Origin of the sequence: Polaribacter sp. HaHaR_3_91 (genome assembly GCF_019278525.1) — a bacterium.
Lineage (GTDB): Bacteria > Bacteroidota > Bacteroidia > Flavobacteriales > Flavobacteriaceae > Polaribacter.
This window is the reverse complement of record NZ_CP058986.1, coordinates 136,692-158,185: the sequence shown is the minus strand read 5'-3', so window position 1 is coordinate 158,185 and position 21,494 is coordinate 136,692. Positions and strand designations below refer to the sequence as shown.

Annotated in this window: 22 protein-coding genes; 9 read left to right on the top strand and 13 right to left on the bottom strand. The window is 30.3% G+C overall.

The genetic code is table 11. From position 1 onward, the window contains the following. Positions 1-751: 751 nt before the first annotated feature. The 7 genes from H0I27_RS00805 to panB all read right to left on the bottom strand — a co-directional run bounded on the left by H0I27_RS00805 (position 752) and on the right by panB (position 5,062). Positions 752-1,150: a DoxX family protein gene (locus tag H0I27_RS00805; RefSeq protein ID WP_218732058.1), complete on the bottom strand. Its 399-nt coding sequence runs from the start codon at positions 1,148-1,150 to the stop codon at positions 752-754. Positions 1,151-1,162: 12 nt separating this feature from the next. Further along, positions 1,163-1,576 carry a hypothetical protein gene (locus H0I27_RS00800; RefSeq protein ID WP_218732057.1) on the bottom strand — a complete coding sequence of 138 codons (414 nt, stop codon included), beginning with the start codon at positions 1,574-1,576 and terminating at the stop codon, positions 1,163-1,165. A 29-nt stretch (positions 1,577-1,605) separates the two neighbouring features. Then, complete coding sequence (locus tag H0I27_RS00795) at positions 1,606-1,992, bottom strand: VOC family protein (protein ID WP_218732056.1); 387 nt, start codon at positions 1,990-1,992, stop codon at positions 1,606-1,608. A 3-nt stretch (positions 1,993-1,995) separates the two neighbouring features. Beyond that, on the bottom strand, positions 1,996-2,454 hold the full coding sequence (locus tag H0I27_RS00790) for a DUF1801 domain-containing protein (protein ID WP_218732055.1): 459 nt from the start codon (positions 2,452-2,454) through the stop codon (positions 1,996-1,998). 362 nt (positions 2,455-2,816) lie between these two features. Further along, positions 2,817-3,755 (bottom strand): 2-hydroxyacid dehydrogenase, encoded by a 939-nt coding sequence (locus tag H0I27_RS00785; protein ID WP_218732054.1) that lies wholly within the window; start codon positions 3,753-3,755, stop codon positions 2,817-2,819. A 122-nt stretch (positions 3,756-3,877) separates the two neighbouring features. After that, the gene (locus tag H0I27_RS17600; RefSeq protein ID WP_254713176.1) at positions 3,878-4,042 is read right to left on the bottom strand and encodes a four helix bundle protein; all 165 of its coding nucleotides are present in this window, start codon (positions 4,040-4,042) and stop codon (positions 3,878-3,880) included. Between the two features lie 201 nt (positions 4,043-4,243). Next, positions 4,244-5,062, bottom strand: a complete 819-nt coding sequence (gene panB, locus H0I27_RS00775) for a 3-methyl-2-oxobutanoate hydroxymethyltransferase (RefSeq protein WP_165731405.1) — start codon at positions 5,060-5,062, stop codon at positions 4,244-4,246. A 256-nt stretch (positions 5,063-5,318) separates the two neighbouring features. Between panB and H0I27_RS00770 the strand changes: the two genes are divergently transcribed. From H0I27_RS00770 to H0I27_RS00760, 3 genes are all read left to right on the top strand, one after another. After that, positions 5,319-5,885 (top strand): sigma-70 family RNA polymerase sigma factor, encoded by a 567-nt coding sequence (locus H0I27_RS00770; protein WP_165731406.1) that lies wholly within the window; start codon positions 5,319-5,321, stop codon positions 5,883-5,885. Positions 5,886-5,888: 3 nt separating this feature from the next. Further along, positions 5,889-6,152: a hypothetical protein gene (locus H0I27_RS00765; RefSeq protein ID WP_218732053.1), complete on the top strand. Its 264-nt coding sequence runs from the start codon at positions 5,889-5,891 to the stop codon at positions 6,150-6,152. Between the two features lie 178 nt (positions 6,153-6,330). Then, positions 6,331-6,972 (top strand): O-methyltransferase, encoded by a 642-nt coding sequence (locus H0I27_RS00760; protein WP_218732052.1) that lies wholly within the window; start codon positions 6,331-6,333, stop codon positions 6,970-6,972. Positions 6,973-7,124: 152 nt separating this feature from the next. Here the strand turns inward: H0I27_RS00760 and tatA are convergent, their stop codons facing one another. Continuing rightward, on the bottom strand, positions 7,125-7,451 hold the full coding sequence (gene tatA / locus H0I27_RS00755; protein ID WP_165731409.1) for a twin-arginine translocase TatA/TatE family subunit: 327 nt from the start codon (positions 7,449-7,451) through the stop codon (positions 7,125-7,127). 91 nt (positions 7,452-7,542) lie between these two features. On the opposite strand from tatA, the gene H0I27_RS00750 reads away from it, so the two are divergent. The 4 genes from H0I27_RS00750 (at position 7,543) to H0I27_RS00740 (ending at position 11,417) form a co-directional block, all read left to right on the top strand. Continuing rightward, on the top strand, positions 7,543-8,808 hold the full coding sequence (locus H0I27_RS00750) for a D-alanyl-D-alanine carboxypeptidase/D-alanyl-D-alanine-endopeptidase (RefSeq protein ID WP_218732051.1): 1,266 nt from the start codon (positions 7,543-7,545) through the stop codon (positions 8,806-8,808). Positions 8,809-8,834: 26 nt separating this feature from the next. Further along, complete coding sequence (locus H0I27_RS17700; protein WP_302849951.1) at positions 8,835-8,957, top strand: hypothetical protein; 123 nt, start codon at positions 8,835-8,837, stop codon at positions 8,955-8,957. Positions 8,958-9,086: 129 nt separating this feature from the next. Next, positions 9,087-10,277 (top strand): DUF418 domain-containing protein, encoded by a 1,191-nt coding sequence (locus H0I27_RS00745; RefSeq protein ID WP_218732050.1) that lies wholly within the window; start codon positions 9,087-9,089, stop codon positions 10,275-10,277. A 237-nt stretch (positions 10,278-10,514) separates the two neighbouring features. After that, positions 10,515-11,417 carry a hypothetical protein gene (locus H0I27_RS00740; protein WP_218732049.1) on the top strand — a complete coding sequence of 301 codons (903 nt, stop codon included), beginning with the start codon at positions 10,515-10,517 and terminating at the stop codon, positions 11,415-11,417. 725 nt (positions 11,418-12,142) lie between these two features. Here H0I27_RS00740 and H0I27_RS00735 read toward each other — a convergent pair. After that, the gene (locus H0I27_RS00735; RefSeq protein ID WP_218732048.1) at positions 12,143-12,598 is read right to left on the bottom strand and encodes an RNA methyltransferase; all 456 of its coding nucleotides are present in this window, start codon (positions 12,596-12,598) and stop codon (positions 12,143-12,145) included. Between the two features lie 280 nt (positions 12,599-12,878). Between H0I27_RS00735 and H0I27_RS00730 the strand changes: the two genes are divergently transcribed. Then, entirely contained in the window at positions 12,879-15,527 is a 2,649-nt protein-coding gene (locus H0I27_RS00730) for a TonB-dependent receptor (RefSeq protein WP_218732047.1), read from the top strand. A gap of 54 nt (positions 15,528-15,581) precedes the next feature. Here the strand turns inward: H0I27_RS00730 and mutS are convergent, their stop codons facing one another. Beyond that, complete coding sequence (gene mutS, locus H0I27_RS00725) at positions 15,582-18,191, bottom strand: DNA mismatch repair protein MutS (protein ID WP_218732046.1); 2,610 nt, start codon at positions 18,189-18,191, stop codon at positions 15,582-15,584. A gap of 87 nt (positions 18,192-18,278) precedes the next feature. On the opposite strand from mutS, the gene H0I27_RS00720 reads away from it, so the two are divergent. Continuing rightward, a complete protein-coding gene (locus tag H0I27_RS00720) occupies positions 18,279-18,809 on the top strand; it encodes an RNA methyltransferase (protein WP_166386135.1) in 531 nt (176 codons plus the stop codon). Between the two features lie 345 nt (positions 18,810-19,154). Here H0I27_RS00720 and mgtE read toward each other — a convergent pair whose 3' ends face one another. From mgtE to H0I27_RS00705, 3 genes are read right to left on the bottom strand one after another with little or no spacing between them, the layout of a single operon-like run. Continuing rightward, entirely contained in the window at positions 19,155-20,507 is a 1,353-nt protein-coding gene (gene mgtE, locus H0I27_RS00715) for a magnesium transporter (RefSeq protein WP_218732045.1), read from the bottom strand. Beyond that, positions 20,488-21,300, bottom strand: a complete 813-nt coding sequence (rsmA, locus tag H0I27_RS00710; protein WP_218732044.1) for a 16S rRNA (adenine(1518)-N(6)/adenine(1519)-N(6))-dimethyltransferase RsmA — start codon at positions 21,298-21,300, stop codon at positions 20,488-20,490. The genes mgtE and rsmA overlap by 20 nt, the downstream gene beginning before the upstream one ends. Then, positions 21,297-21,491, bottom strand: coding sequence for a hypothetical protein (locus H0I27_RS00705; protein ID WP_218732043.1), 195 nt, complete (start codon positions 21,489-21,491; stop codon positions 21,297-21,299). Before H0I27_RS00705 ends, rsmA begins: the two co-directional genes overlap by 4 nt. Positions 21,492-21,494 lie beyond the last annotated feature (3 nt).

The window sequence follows — 21,494 nt, the reverse complement described above, 5'->3', positions numbered from 1 at the left end:
AAAGAATTATCAACCTTCAAAAAAATAATTTTGAAGGTTTTTTTATGATGAAAAATCAAGTTGTTCCTCGTGGAACATTTTAGTTTTTTAATCTAAAATTAGGAACGTTTTTTAAAACAATAATTAAAAAATTGATTTAAGAATGGTTTTATGGTTTAGCTACAAACATTAAATTAAAAATATAGATTACAGGTAAGAACGATTTAATTTTATCTGAATATTTATAATGTTGGAGTAGTGGTAGGTTTTGTAGAATTTTATAATAGCTGTTTTATAGATTCATAATAAGTTTGAAAAGTTCAGTTACTTCAAAATAAAATGTAACTATAACTCTTAGTTTGGGTATTAAATTTTAATTAGTTTTTACTTAAAATTTTATTCTCTTTTAAATTCTGGTTCAGTTGTGTTTTTCTTATCGTATAAAATTCAATGTTTTTTTGAAAACAAGTTGTATTGTAAAAATCCTTTAGAATATTAAATAAATATGTTTTTAAGAAGAGATCTCAAAATTGAAAAAAGAACGTTGTAAAATCAGTTTTTAGTTTCATTTACATCAAAAAGAGGAAAAAGTATATCTTACTTTAGTTTTTGTACCTAAAAAGCCATTAAAAATGATTTTAAAAAGACTTGTTTAAAACATATCTCAAATAGAGTAGAAATACCTTAGTTAAAAAAGAAAAGCTCTTAAAACGATTGTTTTAAGAGCTTTTTCTATAAATATTACTTATGTAATTGATAAAAAATATCAGTTTTATTTATTTAGTAAATATACACCACAAAGTGAAATGATAAAATAGACACCTAGAGACATCGCTCCTGGATAATCTTTTGCAAGACGTTGCCCAATAAGCATAAAAATTATACTAATGGCAGAAAGCTGTATTCCGAGTAATGCAATTTCTTTTGCTTCTGAAGTATAAATTTGATACACTCCAATAATCATAAATCCTACAGCAAGAATTTCTATGATTAATAGAATGGATAATAAAAACGGAACACTGCCTTTTAATGGAGAATTTTTAAAATGATCTTTTATAAAAGAGATCGTTCCTTTCCAATCTAGTATTTTTTCGAATGCAGATATTAAAAAAGTAATGATTAAAAAAAATAAGATTAAAATCTCAGTAGGGTAGTCAGATAAAAAATGCATAATTACTTCCCTTTATAATTTTCCGAATAATCGTTGTAAAAAGCTTTTCGACTTTTCTTTGATATCTGTTAGTTCCTCTTTAGCATCTTCTGCAAAATTGGCTAAATGTTCTGCTGCGTCTCCAGCTAATTCAGAACTTTTTTCTTTTAAATCTTCATAAGTTTCTTTTGCGTCATCTGTAAATTCAGTTGTTTTCTGTTTTGCTATTTCAGAGTATTCTTCTGCTTTATGTTTTACTTTTTCTATGTTTTCATCAGATAAAAGTTCTTTTACTTTTCCTTTTGCATCTTCAAAAACGTCTTTAGCATCTTCTACAAATTCGTTTGTTTTTTCTTTTGTGCTTTCAAGAGTTTCTTTTGCTTCGTTAGAAGTTGAACCTAAAGTTGTTTTTAGGTTCCCCTTTAAATTTTTATTTTCTTCTGACATTTTTTTTATTAATTTAATATTATATAATCCTAAAGAAAAGCTTTATCAATAGGTTCCCAAAGCTCAATTTTGTTTCCTTCGTTGTCTAAAATCCAACCGAATTTACCATAGTCATGTTCTTCCATTTCACCTACAATAGTAACACCTTCTTTCTTTAATTCAGCTAATAATTCTACTAAATTTTCTACTCTGTAATTAAACATAAAGTCCTTTTTAGAAGGTTCAAAATGTTTAGTGTCTTCTGCAAACGGACTCCATTGTGTAGAGCATTTATTTCCGTTCTCATCTTTCCACCAGAAAGTACATCCCCAATCGTCCGTATTAAATCCTAAATGATTTTTATACCATTCTTTTGCTGCTTTTGCATTTTCAGATTTAAAAAATAAACCTCCAATTCCTGTAACTCTATTTTTCATAAACTACTTCTTTTTAATATTAGTTTCATAAACTGCTATCCATTCATCAACAGTTATTTTTTTACATAATTCAGCAATTAATTCAAAAGGAATTTCTGCTGTTTTTTTAAAACGAATACAACTTTTACCCATATCTAATTTGCGTTTGCAATGCTTTGGATATTCGTTTACAAACCAATCTTTAATTTCTGGAATGGCATAAATACCACTATGATATAAATTTATGGAGTTTTTTTGAGAAGCAAAACTCATAAAAGGCAAAGGTTCTTTTGGGTTGCAATGGTACCCATCTGGATACAAAGAATGAGGAACATAATACCCAATCATTCCATACTGAATACCTTCTTTAAAACCACTAGGCAGGTTTTGTTTGATGGTTGTACGTAATTTTAATAAAGCATTTTTACGTTCTTCAGGAACCTGTTTTATATACTCTTCTACTGATGTGGCTTTGTATTGCATAATTTTAGATTTATACAAGTGTCATTTCGAATGACAAAAGTGTAACAAGTTAAACATATTTTGTGAATTAGAAGTATTGAATAATCGTATAAAGAAGCTAATGTAAAACAGAGCAATTTAATGAGATTTCTCCCAAAAAAGTAGAAATAACAAAACTGGGTGTAACCATAACTGAACATATAATAATATGAAATTGTCACTTCGACCAAAGGAGAAATCCCATAACAGTGATAACACAAACCTATGTAATTTCTTTTGATAAGTTAGAAATCATTACTCCTTAAGTTTTATAATATAAAAAGCCCCTTCAGGTTTTTAAAACTGAAGGGGCTGATTGTTATAGTAAATTATTTAATTAAATTTTACCTTAATTTTACCTTAATTTTATCTACAATAGTCTGTGCCAATCGTTCTTTACTTTCAACAGTCCAACCGGCAACATGAGGTGATAATAAAACATTTTCTGAATTGATTAAATATTGAAAAGCCTCTGGCATTTTATCATCAGAAAACAAGTTTTCAAAAGATGCTTTTTCATACTCTAAAACATCTAAACCAGCACCTAAAATCTTACCGTTTTTTAAAGCTGAAACCAAGTCTTTTGTGACTACAGATTTTCCACGTGCGGTATTTATCAACCAAAAAGACTTTTTAAAACCATTGATAAGGTCTGCATTAATCATGTTTTGAGTAAGTGCTGTTTGTGGTATGTGTAAACTTAAAACGTCTGATTTTTCTTGTAATTCTTCTAAAGAAACTTGTTTACAATTTGCATCGCCAACATTTGGCTTTATATCATAACACAAAACTTCTACATCAAAACCACGAAGTTTTTTTGCAAAAGATTTCCCCATATTTCCATAACCAATTAATCCAACCGTTCTACCGTCTAGTTCAATTCCGCGGTTTTCTTCGCGCAGCCATTTACCGTTTCTAACTTCTTTATCTGCTTTGTTTAGCTTGTTAAATAGTGATAACAGCATTCCTAAGCTATGTTCTCCTACAGCGTTTCTATTCCCTTCCGGAGCAGCAATTAATTCAATATTTAAGCTTTCTGCATAATCACAATCTATATTTTCTAAACCTGCACCAACACGTCCAATAAACTTTAAGTTGGTGGCTTTGTCTAAAAATGCTTTATCAATAGAAAAACGACTTCTAATTATAAAACCATCATAGTTGTGAATTTTTGCTATAACTTCTTCTTTAGATGAAGTGTAATCTTCATCGTTTTGATACCCTAAATCATTTAATTGATTTATTAAAAGCGAGTGATTTGAGTCTAGGTGTAGAATTTTCATTTTTAGTATTTTAGATTGTTGGAGTTCTTAGAATTTTAGAGAGGAATTAAACTTAGACATCATTTTAATAATTTGTTGAAGCGTGTTATTAAGTTTTTCAAGTTCTTCTTTTTCAAGAAACCCTAAATCAAAAGTTGTGTTTCAATTTCATAACAAGATCCTAAATAAATTCTTAGAAAACGCTTAAAATCTTTATTTGAACTTCTTACTGTTCCTTCTGCAATATTAGAAGGAATAGATACTACTGCTCTTCTTAATTGAGAAATTAATCCAAACTTTTCATCTATAGGAAAAGATTTAGTAATAATATAGATATCAGTACAAAAAGCTCTACTTAATTGTCAAAATTTTAAATCTTTATACCGATGCATTTTTTATAAATTTTAGATAATTAGATTGTTAGAAAATTATAAATTTTATTCATCCAATTTTAGAATGTTTATGTTAAATCTAATCATCCAACAATCTAACAATCCAATCATCGATACTTAATATTGCTCTTTATCATTAGGGAAATCACTGCTTTTTACATCATCAATATAAGATTTAAAAGCGCCAGTCATTTCTGTATGCATATCTAAATATCTACGTAAAAAACGAGGATGAAATTCGTGTGTCATTCCTAACATATCGTGGGTAACTAAAACCTGACCATCAACACCATTTCCGGCACCAATACCAATTACAGGAATAGAAATTGCTTCTGCAACTTCTTGAGCTAATTTAGCAGGTACTTTTTCTAGAACAACGGCAAAACAGCCTAATCTTTCTAACATTAAAGCATCTTCCATTAATTGTTCTGCTTCTTCTTCTTCCTTTGCTCTAACTGTGTACGTACCAAATTTATAGATAGATTGTGGTGTTAAACCTAAATGTCCCATTACAGGAATTCCGGCATTTAAAATACGTTTAATAGATTCTTTAATTTCTTTACCACCTTCTAATTTTATAGAATGTCCGCCGCTTTCTTTCATAATTCTAATAGCAGAACGTAACGCTTCTTTTGGGTCTGATTGGTAACTACCAAAAGGTAAATCTACAACCACTAAACATCTTGTAATAGCTCTAACTACAGAACTTGCATGATAAATCATTTGATCTAACGTAATAGGTAAAGTTGTTTCATGACCCGCCATAACATTAGATGCAGAATCTCCAACCAAAAGAACATCAATTCCAGCTCCATCTAAAATTTTTGCCATTGTAAAATCATAGGCAGTTAACATGGAAATTTTCTCTCCATTCTTCTTCATATCTACCAAAGATTTTACTGTAACTTTTTTATATTCTTTTTTTGCTGCTGACATACTTTTTATTTTTTATAATAGTATGTAAATGTAAGGAAAAGCATTAAATATTAAACAAGTTAATCTTTGGTTAATCTTAAGAAGATAAAATTTTATTAAAAGGTTATTTGTTAATTTTATTGCTTGTTATTTGTAGTTTTTCATTTAAATTTCTAAGAACTTGTATGTACTTAATTATTTGATAGTTAAAAAAGAAGTGGTAATTGTAAAGAGTAAAGAATAAAAAATAACATTATATTTGAATTTTATTTATTAGATGACAGAAGAGCAAGTTGTATTAAACACAGACAAATGGATAGATAATTATGCAGATTATATGTATAATTATGCTGTTGTGCGTGTAAATAATAGTGACTTGGCTAAAGATTTAGTTCAAGATACTTTTTTTGCAGGATTAAAATCAGCTAAAAATTTTCAAGGAAAATCTACCGAAAGAACGTGGTTAATTTCTATCTTAAAAAGAAAGATCATAGATTATTACAGAAAAATAAATTCTAAAAAAGGACAAGCTGAAGTTAGAATGAATTTTTATGATGATGGAGAAAATGAAGGTAATTGGTTAGAAGAAAGAGTGCCACAGAGTTGGGACAATCAGTCGGAAAAAACCATTGAAAACGAAGAATTAAAAAGTCAGTTAGATTCTTGTATAGATGCTTTGCCAGAAAAATATGCAATGGTTTTTAGAATGAAAACCATACAAGAGTTTGAAACTGAAGAAATTTGTAAGGAGTTAGATATTACAGCGTCCAATTTATGGGTTATCATTCATAGAGCAAGAACACAGCTCAGAAAGTGTATGGAAGATAATTGGTTTAATAATTAAGACATGTTTAAAAATTTAAAAATTACCTGCGACGAAGCAACTACTATTTGTGATAAAAGCCAATACGGTGCTGCTACTATAAGTGAAAAAGTGAAATTAAGTATTCATTTTTTAAGTTGTAAAATATGTTGTCTTTACACAAAGCAAAATAAAACACTTACAAATTTATACAAAGGGCAAGCTAAAAGTTGTAAAGACATAAAGCGTTGTTTAAGTAAAGAAGAAAAGGAAGCTCTAAAAAGAGAGTTAGAGAAAATAAAGGAATAAAGATATTTTGGTAGTTTTTAAAAAACTACATTTTTTGATTTTTTGTTAGATTGAAACGGGATTTATAGAAATATAGATTCCGTTTTTTTGTATTTTAGCTTTTTGTCTTCTCGAGCGCAGTCGAGAGGATTTTTAAAGAAACTTAATAAGGTCTCGACTGCGCTCGACCAGCTATAAGATGCATTTTTTACCAGAAAATATAGACAATTATGTTGTGGAACATTCACAACAAGAGCCAACCATTTTAAAAGAATTAAGTAAAGAAACTTGGCAAAAAGTATTGAATCCTAGAATGTTAAGCGGTGCTTTTCAAGGAAGAGTATTGTCTATGATTGCTAAATTAATTCAGCCAAAAAACATTTTAGAAATTGGTACGTATACTGGGTATTCTGCTTTGTGTTTAGCGGAAGGATTAGCATCCGAAGGAAAAATTTTTACATTAGATAAAAATGAAGAATTAGAAACACTTCAAAATAAATATTTTGAAAAATCTGGTTTCAGAAATCAAATAGCACAATTTGTGGGGAATGCAATTGAGATTATTCCTACTATTGACCAGAAATTTGATATGGTTTTTATTGATGCTGATAAATCTAATTACATCAACTATTTTCATTTAATTATTGATAAAATGAATTCGGGTGGAATTATTTTATCTGATAATGTACTTTGGAGTGGAAAAGTAGTAGAAAAATTAGATCCTAAAGACAAAGACACAAAAGTGCTTTTAGAATACAATAAATTATTAAATACAGACGATAGAGTAGAAACGGTACTATTACCAATAAGAGATGGTTTAACAATAACTAGAGTAAAATAGTTTCCGCTCTGCGGGATAAAAAACATTGTTTTTAAAAACCAATAAACTATTTAAAAAGTAATTTTTGAAGTGTTTATTATGGTTTTCCGCTACGAAGGAAAGATAGTTAAGGTAATTTTTTTTAAGAGGAATAAACGGTTCTAAAAATAAATTTAGAAATTACGCTTTATCGGGCCAGTTAAATCTTCAATATCTTGTTTTACAGAATTGATTCCTTTATTAATATCTTTTGTAATATTTTTAAATTCCTGGTTTGCGCCTTGAGATACCTCTTTTGCAGAATCTGCTTCTGCTTTTGGTAATTTAGAACTTTCGTTAATTTCTCTCTTAATATCGTTGGTTGCATCTTTTACTTGACGCATTCCTTTTCCTAATCCTCTGGCAATTTCAGGAATCTTATCTGCACCAAAAAGCATCACCACAATTAACATGACAACCATTATTTCTGGACCACTAATAAATAAAAGAATTGTATTCATATACTACAAAGGTAAATATTTATTCAATATATAAACTTCACAAACCAAAATATTTGTAGTTTAGAAAAAAAATATATTAAAAATAATTTAAATGCTTAAAAGAGTACTTGTAATTTTGTTTGTAACTGTCTATTTTACAAGCTGTAAAATGGTTAAATTATCTAGAAATATCGATCAAAAATTAGCAACTTCTTTTTTTGATAATCAATTTACGGGAATTTATATTTATGATGTAGCAGCAGATAAAGTACTTTATAATTATAATGCAGATAAGTATTTTACACCTGCAAGCAATACTAAAATTTTTACACTTTTTACAGGTTTAGAAATGTTGCCAGATTCAATTCCGGCTTTTAAATACGCTGTAAATAAAGATACAATTACCATACAAGCTACAGGAGATCCTACTTTTTTACATCCATTTTTTAAAGACAGTACCGCTTTAAAATTGGCAAAAAAATATAAAAAAGTACATTTAATTGCTAATAATATTTCTGATAAAAAATACGGACCAGGTTGGGCTTGGGAAGACTTTGATAGCTATTTTAGTCCAGAAGTAAGTGCTTTTCCAATGTATGGGAATGTTGTTGCAATACAAAATGAAGATTCTATAAAACTAATCCCAACTTATTTTGCTGATAAATTAAAAATTACAGATAGAAGTTATGGGAGAAAAGAGCTTTCTAATTCTTTTTATTTTGGAAAAAACAGGAGAAGAGACACCGAAATCCCTATGATTATAAACGATTCTTTACTCTTAAATCTCTGGAATGATATTTTACCCAACAAAGTAAGTTTATTGCATAAATCGGCTTTAAAACCGGCTACAATTGCCTATAGCATTCCTAAAGATTCATTATTTAAAAGAATGATGGAAGTAAGCGATAATTTTTTAGCAGAACAGATTTTAGTTTTAGCGTCTTCAACACTTTCAGATACATTGAGTTCTGCAAAAGCAAGAAACTTTATTTTAAAACATCAATTACAAGATTTAAAACAAAAACCACGCTGGGTAGATGGTTCTGGTTTAAGTAGGTATAATTTATTTACACCCATTTCTTTTGTAGAAGTTTTAACAAAAATGCACAAAAAAATACCATCTAAAAAGTTGTTTCAGTTTTTTCCTGTTGGTGGAGAATCGGGTACTTTAAAAAATTGGTTTTCTGGGAATCCAAAACCGTATATTCATGCAAAATCTGGTACTCTAGGAAATAATTATAATTTAAGCGGATACTTAATTACAAAATCGGGTAAAGTATTAGTTTTTAGTTATATGAATAACCATTACATGCATTCTAACGGTGAAGTAAAAAAGAGAATGCAAATGATATTTGAGGAACTAAGAGATAATTATTAAATATATTGATTAAAATAGCATAAACTATGGAAGAAATAATAAATGATTTTAGTGCAGGTATTCTTTTTTGGCAAGTAATTCAAATAGTTTTTTTAGCTGCATTGGTCTATTTTTTATACAAAGTATCTAGACGTTTTAGTAAAAAATAATTCTCCTCTTTTTTTTGTTGATAGGTGTTATCTTTCTCTTATAATGAATTCTTAAGTGGAATATTATATTCAATAGATTATGCTTTTATAAGCTAAAATCATTCCTTATTTTTACGCAAAAACATAGATATGCAAGCTTCCGTACCTAACACTAAGCAAAGATTAGATGCTGTTGATGCGCTTCGTGGTTTCGCTATTTTAGCCATTATGCTTTTACATAGTATAGAGCATTTCAATTTTTATGTATTTCCAGATGCTTCTTTACAACCAGCATGGTTAACTACGTTAGATGGTTATATTTGGGATACGTTGTTTTTCCTCTTTGGAGGTAAAGGGTATGCAATATTTGCATTGCTTTTTGGGCTTACGTTTAGTATGATGTATCGCAAGCAAGCTAAGGCTGGTGTAGATTTTGGAGGACGTTTTTTTTGGCGACTTATTCTCTTAGTTGGATTTGCTATTGTAAACGGAGCCTTTTTTCCAGGAGAAATACTTTCACTTTATGCCATGGTAGGAGTGGTGCTTATTTTAGTACGTGGTTGGTCTTCTAATTTTGTTTTATTAGCGGCTTTTTTACTTTTATTACAGCCAATTGAGTTGTGGCATTATGTACAATCATTAATAGATCCAGATTATGTTTTACCCGTTTTGCCTACAGGTAATTTGTGGCGTATGCTAAAAGAAGGGCAATTGAGTAATTCTTTTTTTGATTTAGTAAAATCAAACACGCTTTACGGACATAAAGTAACTTTCTATTGGTCTTTACAAGTAGGTAGAACCGTACAAACTGCAGGTCTATTTGTACTTGGGTATTGGCTAGGAATTAAAGATCTATTTGTAACCAGTGATGCTTCTATTCGTTTTTGGAAAAGAATGCTTGTGGTAGCTGCTATTGCTTTTATACCGCTTTATTTTTTAGGTGAAAATTTTGCTGCTTTGGTAAGTTCAAAAGTGGTTGTGGGGTCTTTAGGAAAAGCCATTACCATGTATCAAAACTTGAGCTTTACATTTGTATTAGTCTCTGGTTTTATTTTGCTTTATCAATATGGTGGGTTTAGAAAACTAGTAGGCGGTTTGCGTTATGTTGGTCGTATGAGTTTAACTGCCTATGTGCTGCAATCTATATTGGGAAGCTTTGTATTCTTTGGTTACGGCTTAGGTTTAGGTCCAAATGTAAGGCATACAGTAAGCCTAGGAATCGGTATTGTATTGTGGATTATTCAGTTTTACTTTTTTAAATGGTGGATAAACAAATACGGACAAGGTCCTTTAGAAAAGCTATGGCACCGTCTTACTTGGATACAGTTCAAAAAAGACTAACCGATATTTTATTTCTTAGCATTCTAGGGACTGACAAGCATTCTTTTTGTTGTAAATTTGGATAAAAACAGATTACTAAACAAGTGAAGTAAATGAAATTTAAGTGCTCATTTTAAAACTATAAAAAATACATACGAATATAACTTTTGAAAATCAGAAGAGTAAGGATAACCATTAAATAATGGGGTAAAAGAACTTTTGATAGTGATATAAACCGTTGGCAATAATAAACTAATTATGATATTTACAAGTTTAATAAATATATTTTCTATAGAAACTTACAACCCGAATTGGTTTGATTATGTTAGTCTATTCTTAACAGTTGGAAGTATTATTGGAACTTACTTAATTGCTGAAAAAGTTTACAACAGAGAAAAAGGAGATAAAAGAGTTGAAGATATTTCACTCCAATATTCAGAAAATGAATTATTTAAAAATAATTTAGAATCTATTAAATCACCGATTTTAAAACAAATAGGTGCTATAAATGAATATATTGAAAGACAAGATTCTAAAATGAAATTTTATCCTGAAATTCAAGTTGATTTTCTACAATTTATAAGTTTAAAAGATATTTATAAAAAATATGGTTTTAATAATAAAGAAAAAATAGAGGAAATAAATAAGCTAATGACTAATTTGTACTCACTTTATGATTTTAGAGAATCTTTAAGAAGTGAAGTAAGAACATATCTTGAAAAATATAATTATCACGAACAAAAATTCTATAATTACAGATCGTTATTATATACTCGGTATTTTGAATTATGTAATATGAGAAATACTAGCTTTAATATCGAAAATGGAATAAAAAAATGGACATTTGATGGTAATGATCATTTTATGGGAGAATATTCAAAATTAGTTCTAGAGACATACTCTAATAATGAAGTAATGGAAAATAATGCTTTAATAAGTAGGAGAAAATTAATTAAAAAATTTGTTTTTCCATTAGTAGAAATATCTGCAAAATATGTTCCAGAGGATTACAATGCTATCGAGATTAATGAAGTTTCAAATCAAGTAGTTCACGCATTTCAAGATATGGAAATTATAACTGAAAAGCATTTCAAAGTTCTGAAAAGTTATGTGAAATCTTTAGAATCGGTAAATGGTAAAATAAATGAATTTTTAGAATAAAACTATTGCCAACACCTTGTATAAAAAATTGCTATATTTGGTTTAAACTAAAACATGTTGCTTTTTTACCAACTTCTGAATTTCTGCGGGAAATTCCTCGTTCACAAAATCGCAACTTTTCTTAACACAACAACGTTGGCATTCATTGAACACCGAAATAAAAACAAAAATTATGATAAAAATTAATAGAAAGGAAAGATTATCTAAAAAGGGCTATGTGAAAGTTATCCTTTTCGTAGTGACTTTTTTAGTAGCTAAAACTATATTTTCAGATTGGGAACATTTTAAAGCAGGATTGTTCGGAATTTAAAGAAAGACTTTTGACCTTTAACTCATATATTGCATCAAAATCTGAATTAAAAACCATAACTAAATATGGAATTTAGCATGTTGCGGAATTGTTCACTCAATCGAAATTGGAATTATAATTGAAGGAGAGTTACAGGTTAGTTTTTTGAGGAAAACAACATAATTAGTACTTTATCACGAGTTTTATGTGCAATAGGTTTTATTTTAACATTAAAATGGTTTCCTTAAAAAAAACAGAAATCAACTGAATAAAAACAACGAAATGCTAACACCGTGTAAAAAAAAATGCTGGTAAAAGCATACTTGCAAAATCCTCCGGAATTTCACCGTTCGTGTTTTATTTATTGAATTCATTGCTTAAATAAAGCTTATACAACATCGCTTCTTAATAGAAAGTAGTTTTAATTCTCTTACACCTAAAAATTAAACTTCGCTTGTCTGTCATACATAATAATGCTTCCAGCAACAGAGACATTTAAGCTTAATTCAGATTTAAACTTTACCAAATGATGCGATTTTTCAATCGCTAATTTAGACATTCCATGATCTTCTGCGCCTAATAAATAAACGCAACGTCTAGGATGCTCAAATGTTTCTAATTGTACCGCTTTTTCATCTAATTCTACACCGACTAACATAGCTCCTTTAGGAAGATTATTAAAGAAATCGTCAAAAGTTTCGTAATGAAAATAAGGCATTGCACCAGTGGCTTTGTGCGTATCGCAAGCTTGTTTTGCATAGCGATTGCCTATGGTAAAAATAAAACTAGCCCCCATATTTTGGGCAGAACGCCATAATACACCTAAATTTTCAGGCGTTTTTCCATTCTGAATTCCAATGCCGAAAAAACCTTGTTCTAAATTGTTTACCATTACTTTTTAATATTATTCAATTTCATCAACGTTTTTTTAGAAGCATTTTAATGCTCTTTAAATTATTCAAAAAATATTTTATTTCTTAACTAGCTTATTTTGATAGTACTAAAAGATAAAAAAAATATCCATAAATCATATATTATCTTTATTTAGAACAAATAAAAATAACATTGTATGTTTGCAAAATATTTACCAAAAACTAGTGTGTCATTATCAGATTTCATACTGGAAACATGATATTATTAACAGATTAAAAAAATACTTAAAATCAAAAGTAATGAATTATTTTATAAATTCGAAAAGTTCTATAAACCTCACTAAAATAGTATGCTGTATACTGTTTTTATTAAGTTTCCAAGATGGGAAAGCTCAAAATATAAGTGGTAAAATTCATGGAAAAATTGTTAATCAAAGTGGTACTCCTCTTTCTAATGTAACCATTCAAATTAAAGAATTTTCTTTGGGAGCTTCATCAGATAATAATGGTGAATTTATGGTGAAAGCACCTATTGGTGAGATTACTTTATCTGCTTCATATGTTGGTTACAAAACAGTTAATAAAACCATAACAGTGAACTCAAATAAAATTTCTGAAGTAAATTTGATACTTACAAATACATCAGAAAATTTAAATGAAATTTTAATTGAAGCTCATTTAGACAAAGAAAAAGTACCTACAGTTTCTCGTTCTGCTACAAAATCTAAAATTAGTTTAATGAACACGCCTGCGCCTGTAGTTGTTGTAGGTGGTTATTTACTAGATCAACAAGCTAACAATACGATACAACAAAGTATTAGAAATATAAGTGGAGTTACACAAGCGGGTAATAATTATAATATTGGTGATAATTTAGTTATTAGAGGGTTAGGTGCTAATTATGCCTACGATGGTATGTATGGTGGTGGTAGTTTAGGAAATACATTTAATCCTGTTCGTTCGCAAACTAACATAGAAAGAATTGAGGTTTTAAAAGGTCCGTCTGCTGGTCTTTACGGAATGGGCGCCGCAGGTGGAGTAATTAATTTAATAGAAAAAAAACCTTTAGATATAGAACAATATTCTATTGAAACTCGTTTTGGAAAATGGGGACATTATAGAGTTATGGTCGATTTAACGGGTCCAATTTCAGAGAAATTAAGCTATCGTTTTGTAAGTGCAAGTGAAGTTGAAGAAGGATATAGAGATGTATCATCTGAAAGATTTGAGAATTATGGATCTTTAAAATATGAAACAGATAAACATCAATTTATATTATCTAGTGCATATATAGAAGATGCTGTTCAAATTGATCCAACAGGAAACCCTGTAAGATTAGTAAGTACAAGTTTATTAGGTAATCCGGAAGATGGTGGTTATAATTGGGAAAACTTAGTAAATGATACAGGTTTAGATAGTAGTGGAAACTTTTCTGGTGTACAATTAACTGATGAGCAACGCCAAATTTTGGCAAACTCATTAACCAATACAGATGGTTATGAACCTTTTGATATTGGAGACGCTACATTGGTATCACCTTTGGCAACACCAAACAAAGGAAAAGAATTTAGAGTAAAATTACGTCATGAGTGGAAACCAAGTGAAACTGTTAACATTACAAACCAGGTTTTGTATAGAAATTATAGCTCAGATTATGTTAGGCAAACAGGGGCTTTAAATTATTCTTATTATCAACAAAGTGGTATTATACATAACGATACTCGTTCGCCATTAATTATAGATGATGTAATTTATCCGTATGAGGCAAGACGTCAAGAATATAGAATTGTTGATGCTCAAGAAAAAATGTTTCAATATTTTGGTGATTTTCAAAAAACATGGGGAAAAGGAAATGCTTTAAGAGGAGAACATTTATTAAGTATTAACTACGAGAATAGAAATATTGATTACAGCCAACATTCTACTTGGGATGCAGATGATAGTAGAGCGACTAATCCTGTGCCATACATTTTAGATATTAGAAACCCTAACTGGGGATCTGGAAGTATTTGGGATTATGACCCAATTTTAAGAAGCCAATACGAAAAAACAGTACAAGGTTATGGGGTCGGTTTTCAAGAAGTTATTTATTACGATAAATTAACAGCTAGAGTTGGTGGAGCTTATTTAGGTACCCAACAAGATTATAGAAATTTGTATGATGATGGACAATTAGTTGATTTTAACGATGCTGGTTTTGCTTATAATTTAGGTTTAAATTATAGAGCTATGGATCAGTTATCTTTATTTGGTAACTATTCTGTTGGTAGAACGGTTTATAGCGTAACATCTTCTTTAGATGGTGATGATCGTCCTGATTCTGAATCTTTGTCAATAGATTTAGGAATGCGTTTTAAGACGAAAGATAACAGTTTATTAGCGTCTCTTGTATTTTTTCAAACAGCAACCACAAATTTACAGTATGCTAATGATGATTATGAAGATGATCCTGCAGCATCAAATTTTAATATTGATGTACCTCAGTATTTTTATGATCAAGAAAATAGAACAAGAGGTGTAGAGTTAGATGTAAATTATGCAGTTAATAATTTCTTATCATTTAATACCAATGCAACATTTCAAGATCCTAAAACGATAGAAGGAGAAGATGTTATTACAGAACAAAGTAAAGGTATACCAAAAACCTATGCTCGTTTTTGGGGACAATACAAGTTCTTGTTAGGTAAACAAAAAAATCCTTTAAGTTTTAACTTAGGTACAAGTTACGAAAGCAAAAGAACTATTGATGGTTATAGTTTAGTAGATGCTCATGTAAATAGCTATGTTCTTTTTGATGGAGCTCTAGCTTATGGAATTGGAAAAAATTGGGATTTAAGATTAAATATTGAAAATATTTTTAATACTAGATATTATGTAAAAGCAATGTTTGCAGGAGCTTTACCAGGAGAAACTAGAAATTTACAACTTACTGCAAAGTATAAGTTTTAAAAAATACAGTAAAAAATAATTAAAAAGAGCTAAACATTTACGTTTAGCTCTTTTTTACTTTTTAATCAACATTCGTTTAATTTCATTCAACTTCATTAATGCTTCAATTGGTGTTAAAGTATCAATATTTGTGGCTAAAATTTCTTCTTTAATATTTTCTAATAACGGGTCATCTAACTGAAAAAAGCTGAGTTGCATTTCTTCATTCTGATCTTGTTTTAAAACGTCTTTAACTTCGGCGTTTTTGTTGTTCTTTTCTAGTTTTTCTAAAATTTTATTCGCTCTATGAATTACCATATTTGGCATTCCAGCAAGTTTGGCTACATGAATACCAAAACTATGATCAGAACCACCAGAAACCAATTTACGTAAGAATATTATGGTGTTTTCTAATTCTTTTACAGACACATTAAAGTTTTTAATGCGCTCAAAAGTAGTGGTCATTTCATTCAACTCATGATAATGCGTAGCAAACAATGTTTTTGCTTTGGTTGGGTGCTCGTGTAAGAACTCAGATATGGCCCATGCAATCGAAATTCCGTCATAAGTAGAGGTTCCTCTACCAATTTCATCTAACAAAATTAAACTGCGCTCAGAAACGTTATTTAAGATCGAAGCTGTTTCATTCATTTCTACCATAAAGGTAGATTCGCCCATAGAAATATTATCACTGGCACCAACTCTGGTAAAAATTTTATCAACAATACCAATTTTTGCATTCTGAGCCGGAACATAACTTCCCATTTGTGCTAATAAAACGATTAATGCAGTTTGTCTTAAAATAGCAGATTTACCAGACATATTAGGTCCGGTAATCATAATTATTTGTTGTTGAGTTCTGTTCAACACCACATCATTTGCAATATACGCTTGATCTATGGGTAATTGTTTTTCAATAACAGGATGACGACCATTTTTTATTTCCAAATCAGTACTTTCATCCATAATCGGACGCACATAATTATTGTCAATTGCTAAAACAGAAAAAGAAAGTAAACAATCTATTTTTGCGATAACCTGTGCATTTTCTTGGACTATCTGTACATATTGAATGATGTACTGTAGTAATTTAGAAAATATTTCTTGTTCTATTTTGGCTATTTTTTCTTCAGCACCTAAAATTTTGGTTTCGTATTCTTTTAATTCCTCGGTAATATATCGCTCTGCATTTACCAAGGTTTGTTTACGTATCCATTCTTGTGGAACTTTGTCTTTATGAGAATTTCTAACCTCAATATAATACCCAAATACGTTGTTAAAAGAAATCTTTAAACTTGTAATTCCTGTGCGCTCTGTTTCACGCTTTAGCATGTTATCTAAATACTCTTTACCAGAGTTAGAAATGGCACGTAAGTCGTCTAATTCTTGATGAACGCCAGTAGCAATTGCATTTCCTTTATTGATGTTTACCGGAGCTTCATCAAACAAGGTTTTATTAATTTTTTCAATTAAATCGGCACATGTATGTAATTGATTTCCGAGTGCTTTTACTGTGTTATTTTTACTTTTTTCTGCGGATGCTTTTATCGGCAAAATGGCCTTTAAAGAATCTTTTAAAAGTACAATTTCTCTAGGTGAAGCTTTACCGGTTGCTACTTTAGAAATTAATCGTTCTAAATCGGATATTTGTTTTAATTGATAAGTTACTGTCTGAGAAAACTCATCAGAATCTATAAAGAACTTTACCAATTCATGACGGTTTTTAATGGCGTCGATATTTTTTAAAGGCAATGCCAACCAACGCTTTAATAAACGTCCGCCCATGGGCGAAATTGTTTTATCAATTACATTTAAAAGTGTAACTGCGTTGATAGAATTAGGGTTGTATAATTCTAAATTCCGAACCGTAAAACGGTCCATCCAAACATAATTATCTTCAGCAATTCTGCTGATATGCTGAATGTGTTTTAACTGATTGTGTTGCGTTTCCGACAAGTAATACATCACTGCGCCGGCAGCAATAATTCCGTTTTTAACATCCTGAATTCCAAAACCTTTTAAGCTTTTTACTTCAAAATGATTTTGCAACGTTTCATTCGCATATTCTTTTTGAAAAACCCAATCGTCTAAATAAAACGTGTAATATCGGTTTTCAAATAATTCTAAAAATTGTTGTTTGTGTTGTTTCTGAACCAAGACTTCACTCGGACTAAAGTTTTGCAACAATTTATCAATATATTCTGCATTTCCTTGTGCCACCAAATATTCACCAGTAGAAACATCAAGGAAAGAAATTCCGAGTTGTTTTTTATCAAAATGAACTGCCGCTAAAAAGTTATTGGTTTTGGTTTGTAAAACTTCGTCGTTTAAAGAAACTCCGGGTGTAACCAATTCTGTAACCCCACGTTTTACTATGGTTTTGGTCATTTTAGGGTCTTCTAACTGGTCGCAAATAGCAACACGCATTCCAAACTTTACCAACTTTGGTAAATAGGTGTTTAAAGAATGATGTGGAAAACCTGCCAAAGCAGTTTCTGTTTCACTTCCGGCACCACGTTTTGTTAAGGTAATTCCTAAAACATCGGCAGCTTTTTTAGCGTCTTCACCAAAGGTTTCGTAAAAATCTCCTACTCTAAAAAGTAACATTGCATCAGGATATTTATTCTTGATTGCGTTGTATTGTTTCATTAAAGGAGTTACCTTTTTAGCTTTTGTTTTTGCCAAGTTTTGGAAATTTTCAGTTAGTTTTGCGAAGATAAAAATTAGTACGCAGTAATCAGTAGCAGTTTGTAGTGAACTTATTCACAAGATATGAGAAAATTAAAGAATAACGAGTTAGGAAGAATTACAGTTGATGAATTTAAGACTGTTGAAAAGACGCCAATTATAGTAGTTTTAGACAATATTAGAAGTTTAAATAATATTGGTTCTGTTTTTAGAACAAGTGATGCTTTTTTGATTGAAAAGATCTATTTATGTGGTATTTGTGCTACTCCGCCAAATAAAGATATTCATAAAACAGCCTTAGGAGCAACCGAATCGGTGGCTTGGGAATACGTAGAAGATACTTTGACTTTAGTTGAAAAATTAAAGGCAGAAAATGTAAAAGTTCTTTCTATTGAACAAGCAGAAAATTCTACAATGCTCGACACTTTTTATCCGACGATAGGAGAGAAGTATGCTATTGTTATGGGGAACGAGGTAAAAGGCGTGCAACAAGAAGTGGTAAATGCGTCTGATTTGTGTATCGAAATTCCGCAATTGGGTACCAAACATTCTTTAAATATTTCTGTAACTACAGGAGTTGTTATTTGGGACTTGTTTGTGAAGTTAAGAAAATAGTTCTTTTTGCTCATACAGTTTGTACTTTCTGATGTCACATATTTGTAGCCGTTTATATTTTTTCTCACACAGTTTGTCCTTTCGAACGGAGAGAGAAATCACATAAGGTTGATCGGGTTAGTGCAGCACTTTTATGAGACTTCTCCTTGCGTCGAAATGATAAATTTGGTGTTTAATTTTTAGGTTTTCTTAGCTTTTACTGTTTCAAATTTCAAATGATATTAAAAGGAGTATTCAGTATATAAAAGTTGCTGGCAAACAAGTCTAGCCCAGATTGAAGCGGCATCCTTTTTGCTTTTTCAGCAAAAAGATATAGCGGAAAGCTGGAAATAGCTTCTAAAAAAATTAAAATCCTAAGACTAATTTAGCGATAGAAAAGTAGATTAAAATTCCTAAAATATCGTTACTTGTTGTTATAAAGGGTCCTGTGGCCAATGCTGGATCGATACCTTTTTTTGCTAAAATAATAGGAATAAATGTTCCAATAATTGAAGCAATAATAATTACGGAAATTAAGGAAGCTGCTACGGTAATTCCTAAGTCTAGTGGAAATCCTAAAAACAACATTCCGGCAGACATTAATAAGGCAGCCAATACAAAACCGTTTAACAAACCTTGTAATATTTCTTTTAACAACCTTTTAAACAGAGATCCTTTTAAGCTGTCGTTTGCCAAACCTTGCACAATAATTGCAGAAGATTGTACGCCTACATTACCTGCCATTGCAGCAATTAAAGGTGTAAAAAAAAACAGTTCTGGAAAAGTGTTTATTGCATTATCAAAACTACCTAAGACAGAAACAGAAATAAAGCCACCAAAAAGGGCTAAAATTAACCACGGTAAACGGGCTTTTGTAAGTTCCCAAATGGTATCATCTGCTTCTACATCTTGGGAGAAACCAGCTGCCATTTGGTAATCTTTGTCGGCTTCTTCTCTAATAACATCTAAAATATCATCAATGGTAATTCTACCCACTAAAACATTGTTGTCATCTACAACAGGTATGGCCTCTAAATCGTACTTAGCCATTATTTTAGCAACTTCTTCGTCGTTTTGATGTACGTTTACAGCATCTACTTTTGCTTTACAAATGTCTGCTATTTTATGGTCTGATTTGGCAATGATTAAGTCTTTTAAAGACATTCTACCTACCAATTTATCTTCTTTATCTACTACATAAATAGAGTGTACTCTGGTAACATCTTTAGCTTGTCCTCTTATTCTGCGCATGCAGCCGGCAACGGTCCAGGTTTCATAGACCTTTACCAATTCTTTTGCCATTAAAGCACCTGCAGAATTATCATTATAAGACAGTAATTCTTTAATATCTGCTGCATGGTCATCGTCTTCTAAAGCAGACATTACCCTTTTTTGTCTTTCTTCAGACAGTTCTCCAATAATATCGGCAGCATCATCGGTGTCCATTTCTCTAACTTCATCGGCAATTTCTTTTGCAGATAAGTTTTTTAAAATTTTCTCACGAGTATCTTCGTCTAATTCGGTAAGTATTTCTGATGTTTTTTCGCTATCTAAAAGTTTGATAATATAGATAGCTTCATCAAAATTAACTTCGTCTAAAACTTCTGCGATATCGGCAAAATGGACTTCAGAAAATAATGCTGTTATTTCTTTATCATTGTTAGAAATGATAAGTTCTGATAGGTTTTCTAAAGATTCATCAGTGATTTCGAACGTCATTTTCTGCCAATTTTTGCGTAAGTAAAATAAACTCAGAAACAGATAATTGTTCTGGGCGTTTCGCAAAGATAGGGTCTTCTTTTAAGGTATCCGAAATATTGAAAGACTTTAAACTAGAACGAAGCATTTTTCTTCGTTGATTAAAGGCTGTTTTTACAACTCTAAAAAATAATTTTTCGTCTACAGGTAACGAATAATCTTTTTTACGAATTAATCGTATAACACCAGAATCTACCTTTGGAGGTGGATTAAATACCGTTGGCGGAACTGTAAATAGGTATTCTACATCAAAAAAGGCTTGGGTTAACACCGATAAAATTCCGTACACTTTGCTACCTTCTTTTTCTGCAATTCTTTTAGCCACTTCTTTTTGAAACATACCTGCAAATTCTGGTACAAACTCTCTATTTTCAATGGCTTTAAAAACAATTTGGGTAGAAATATTATAAGGGAAATTACCAATAATTGCTACTTGCTTTTTATTGAAAATATCTTGGATTTGATTCTTTAAAAAATCGCCTTCAATTATTTCGAAATGTTCTTTAGAAGTGTCTAATTTAATGTGTTCTAAAGGAAATGTTTCATGCAAATAAGCAACAGATTCTCTGTCTAATTCCATGACAGTTACCTTTGCTTTTTTTGGTAATAAATATTTGGTTAAAACCCCCATTCCAGGACCAATTTCTAAGACATCATCATACCCATTACCTGTTAATGCGTTGGCAATATCTTGTGCAATGGTTTCATCTGTTAAAAAATGCTGACCTAAATGTTTTTTTGCTTTTACACTCATAATTTATCGGGTTTTTTAATGCCTCCAAGACCTATTATTGTTAAACCAAAACCTAGTCCACAAAACACTCCAGAAATTGTTTCTCCAGGTTCTTTGCCCCATTGTAAGTAGGCAAGTAGAGCTCCTATTAAAATTAGCGAAATACCAATTAAAGGAACTTTCTTTCTGTGTATGTAGAGAAAGTTTTTCATGTT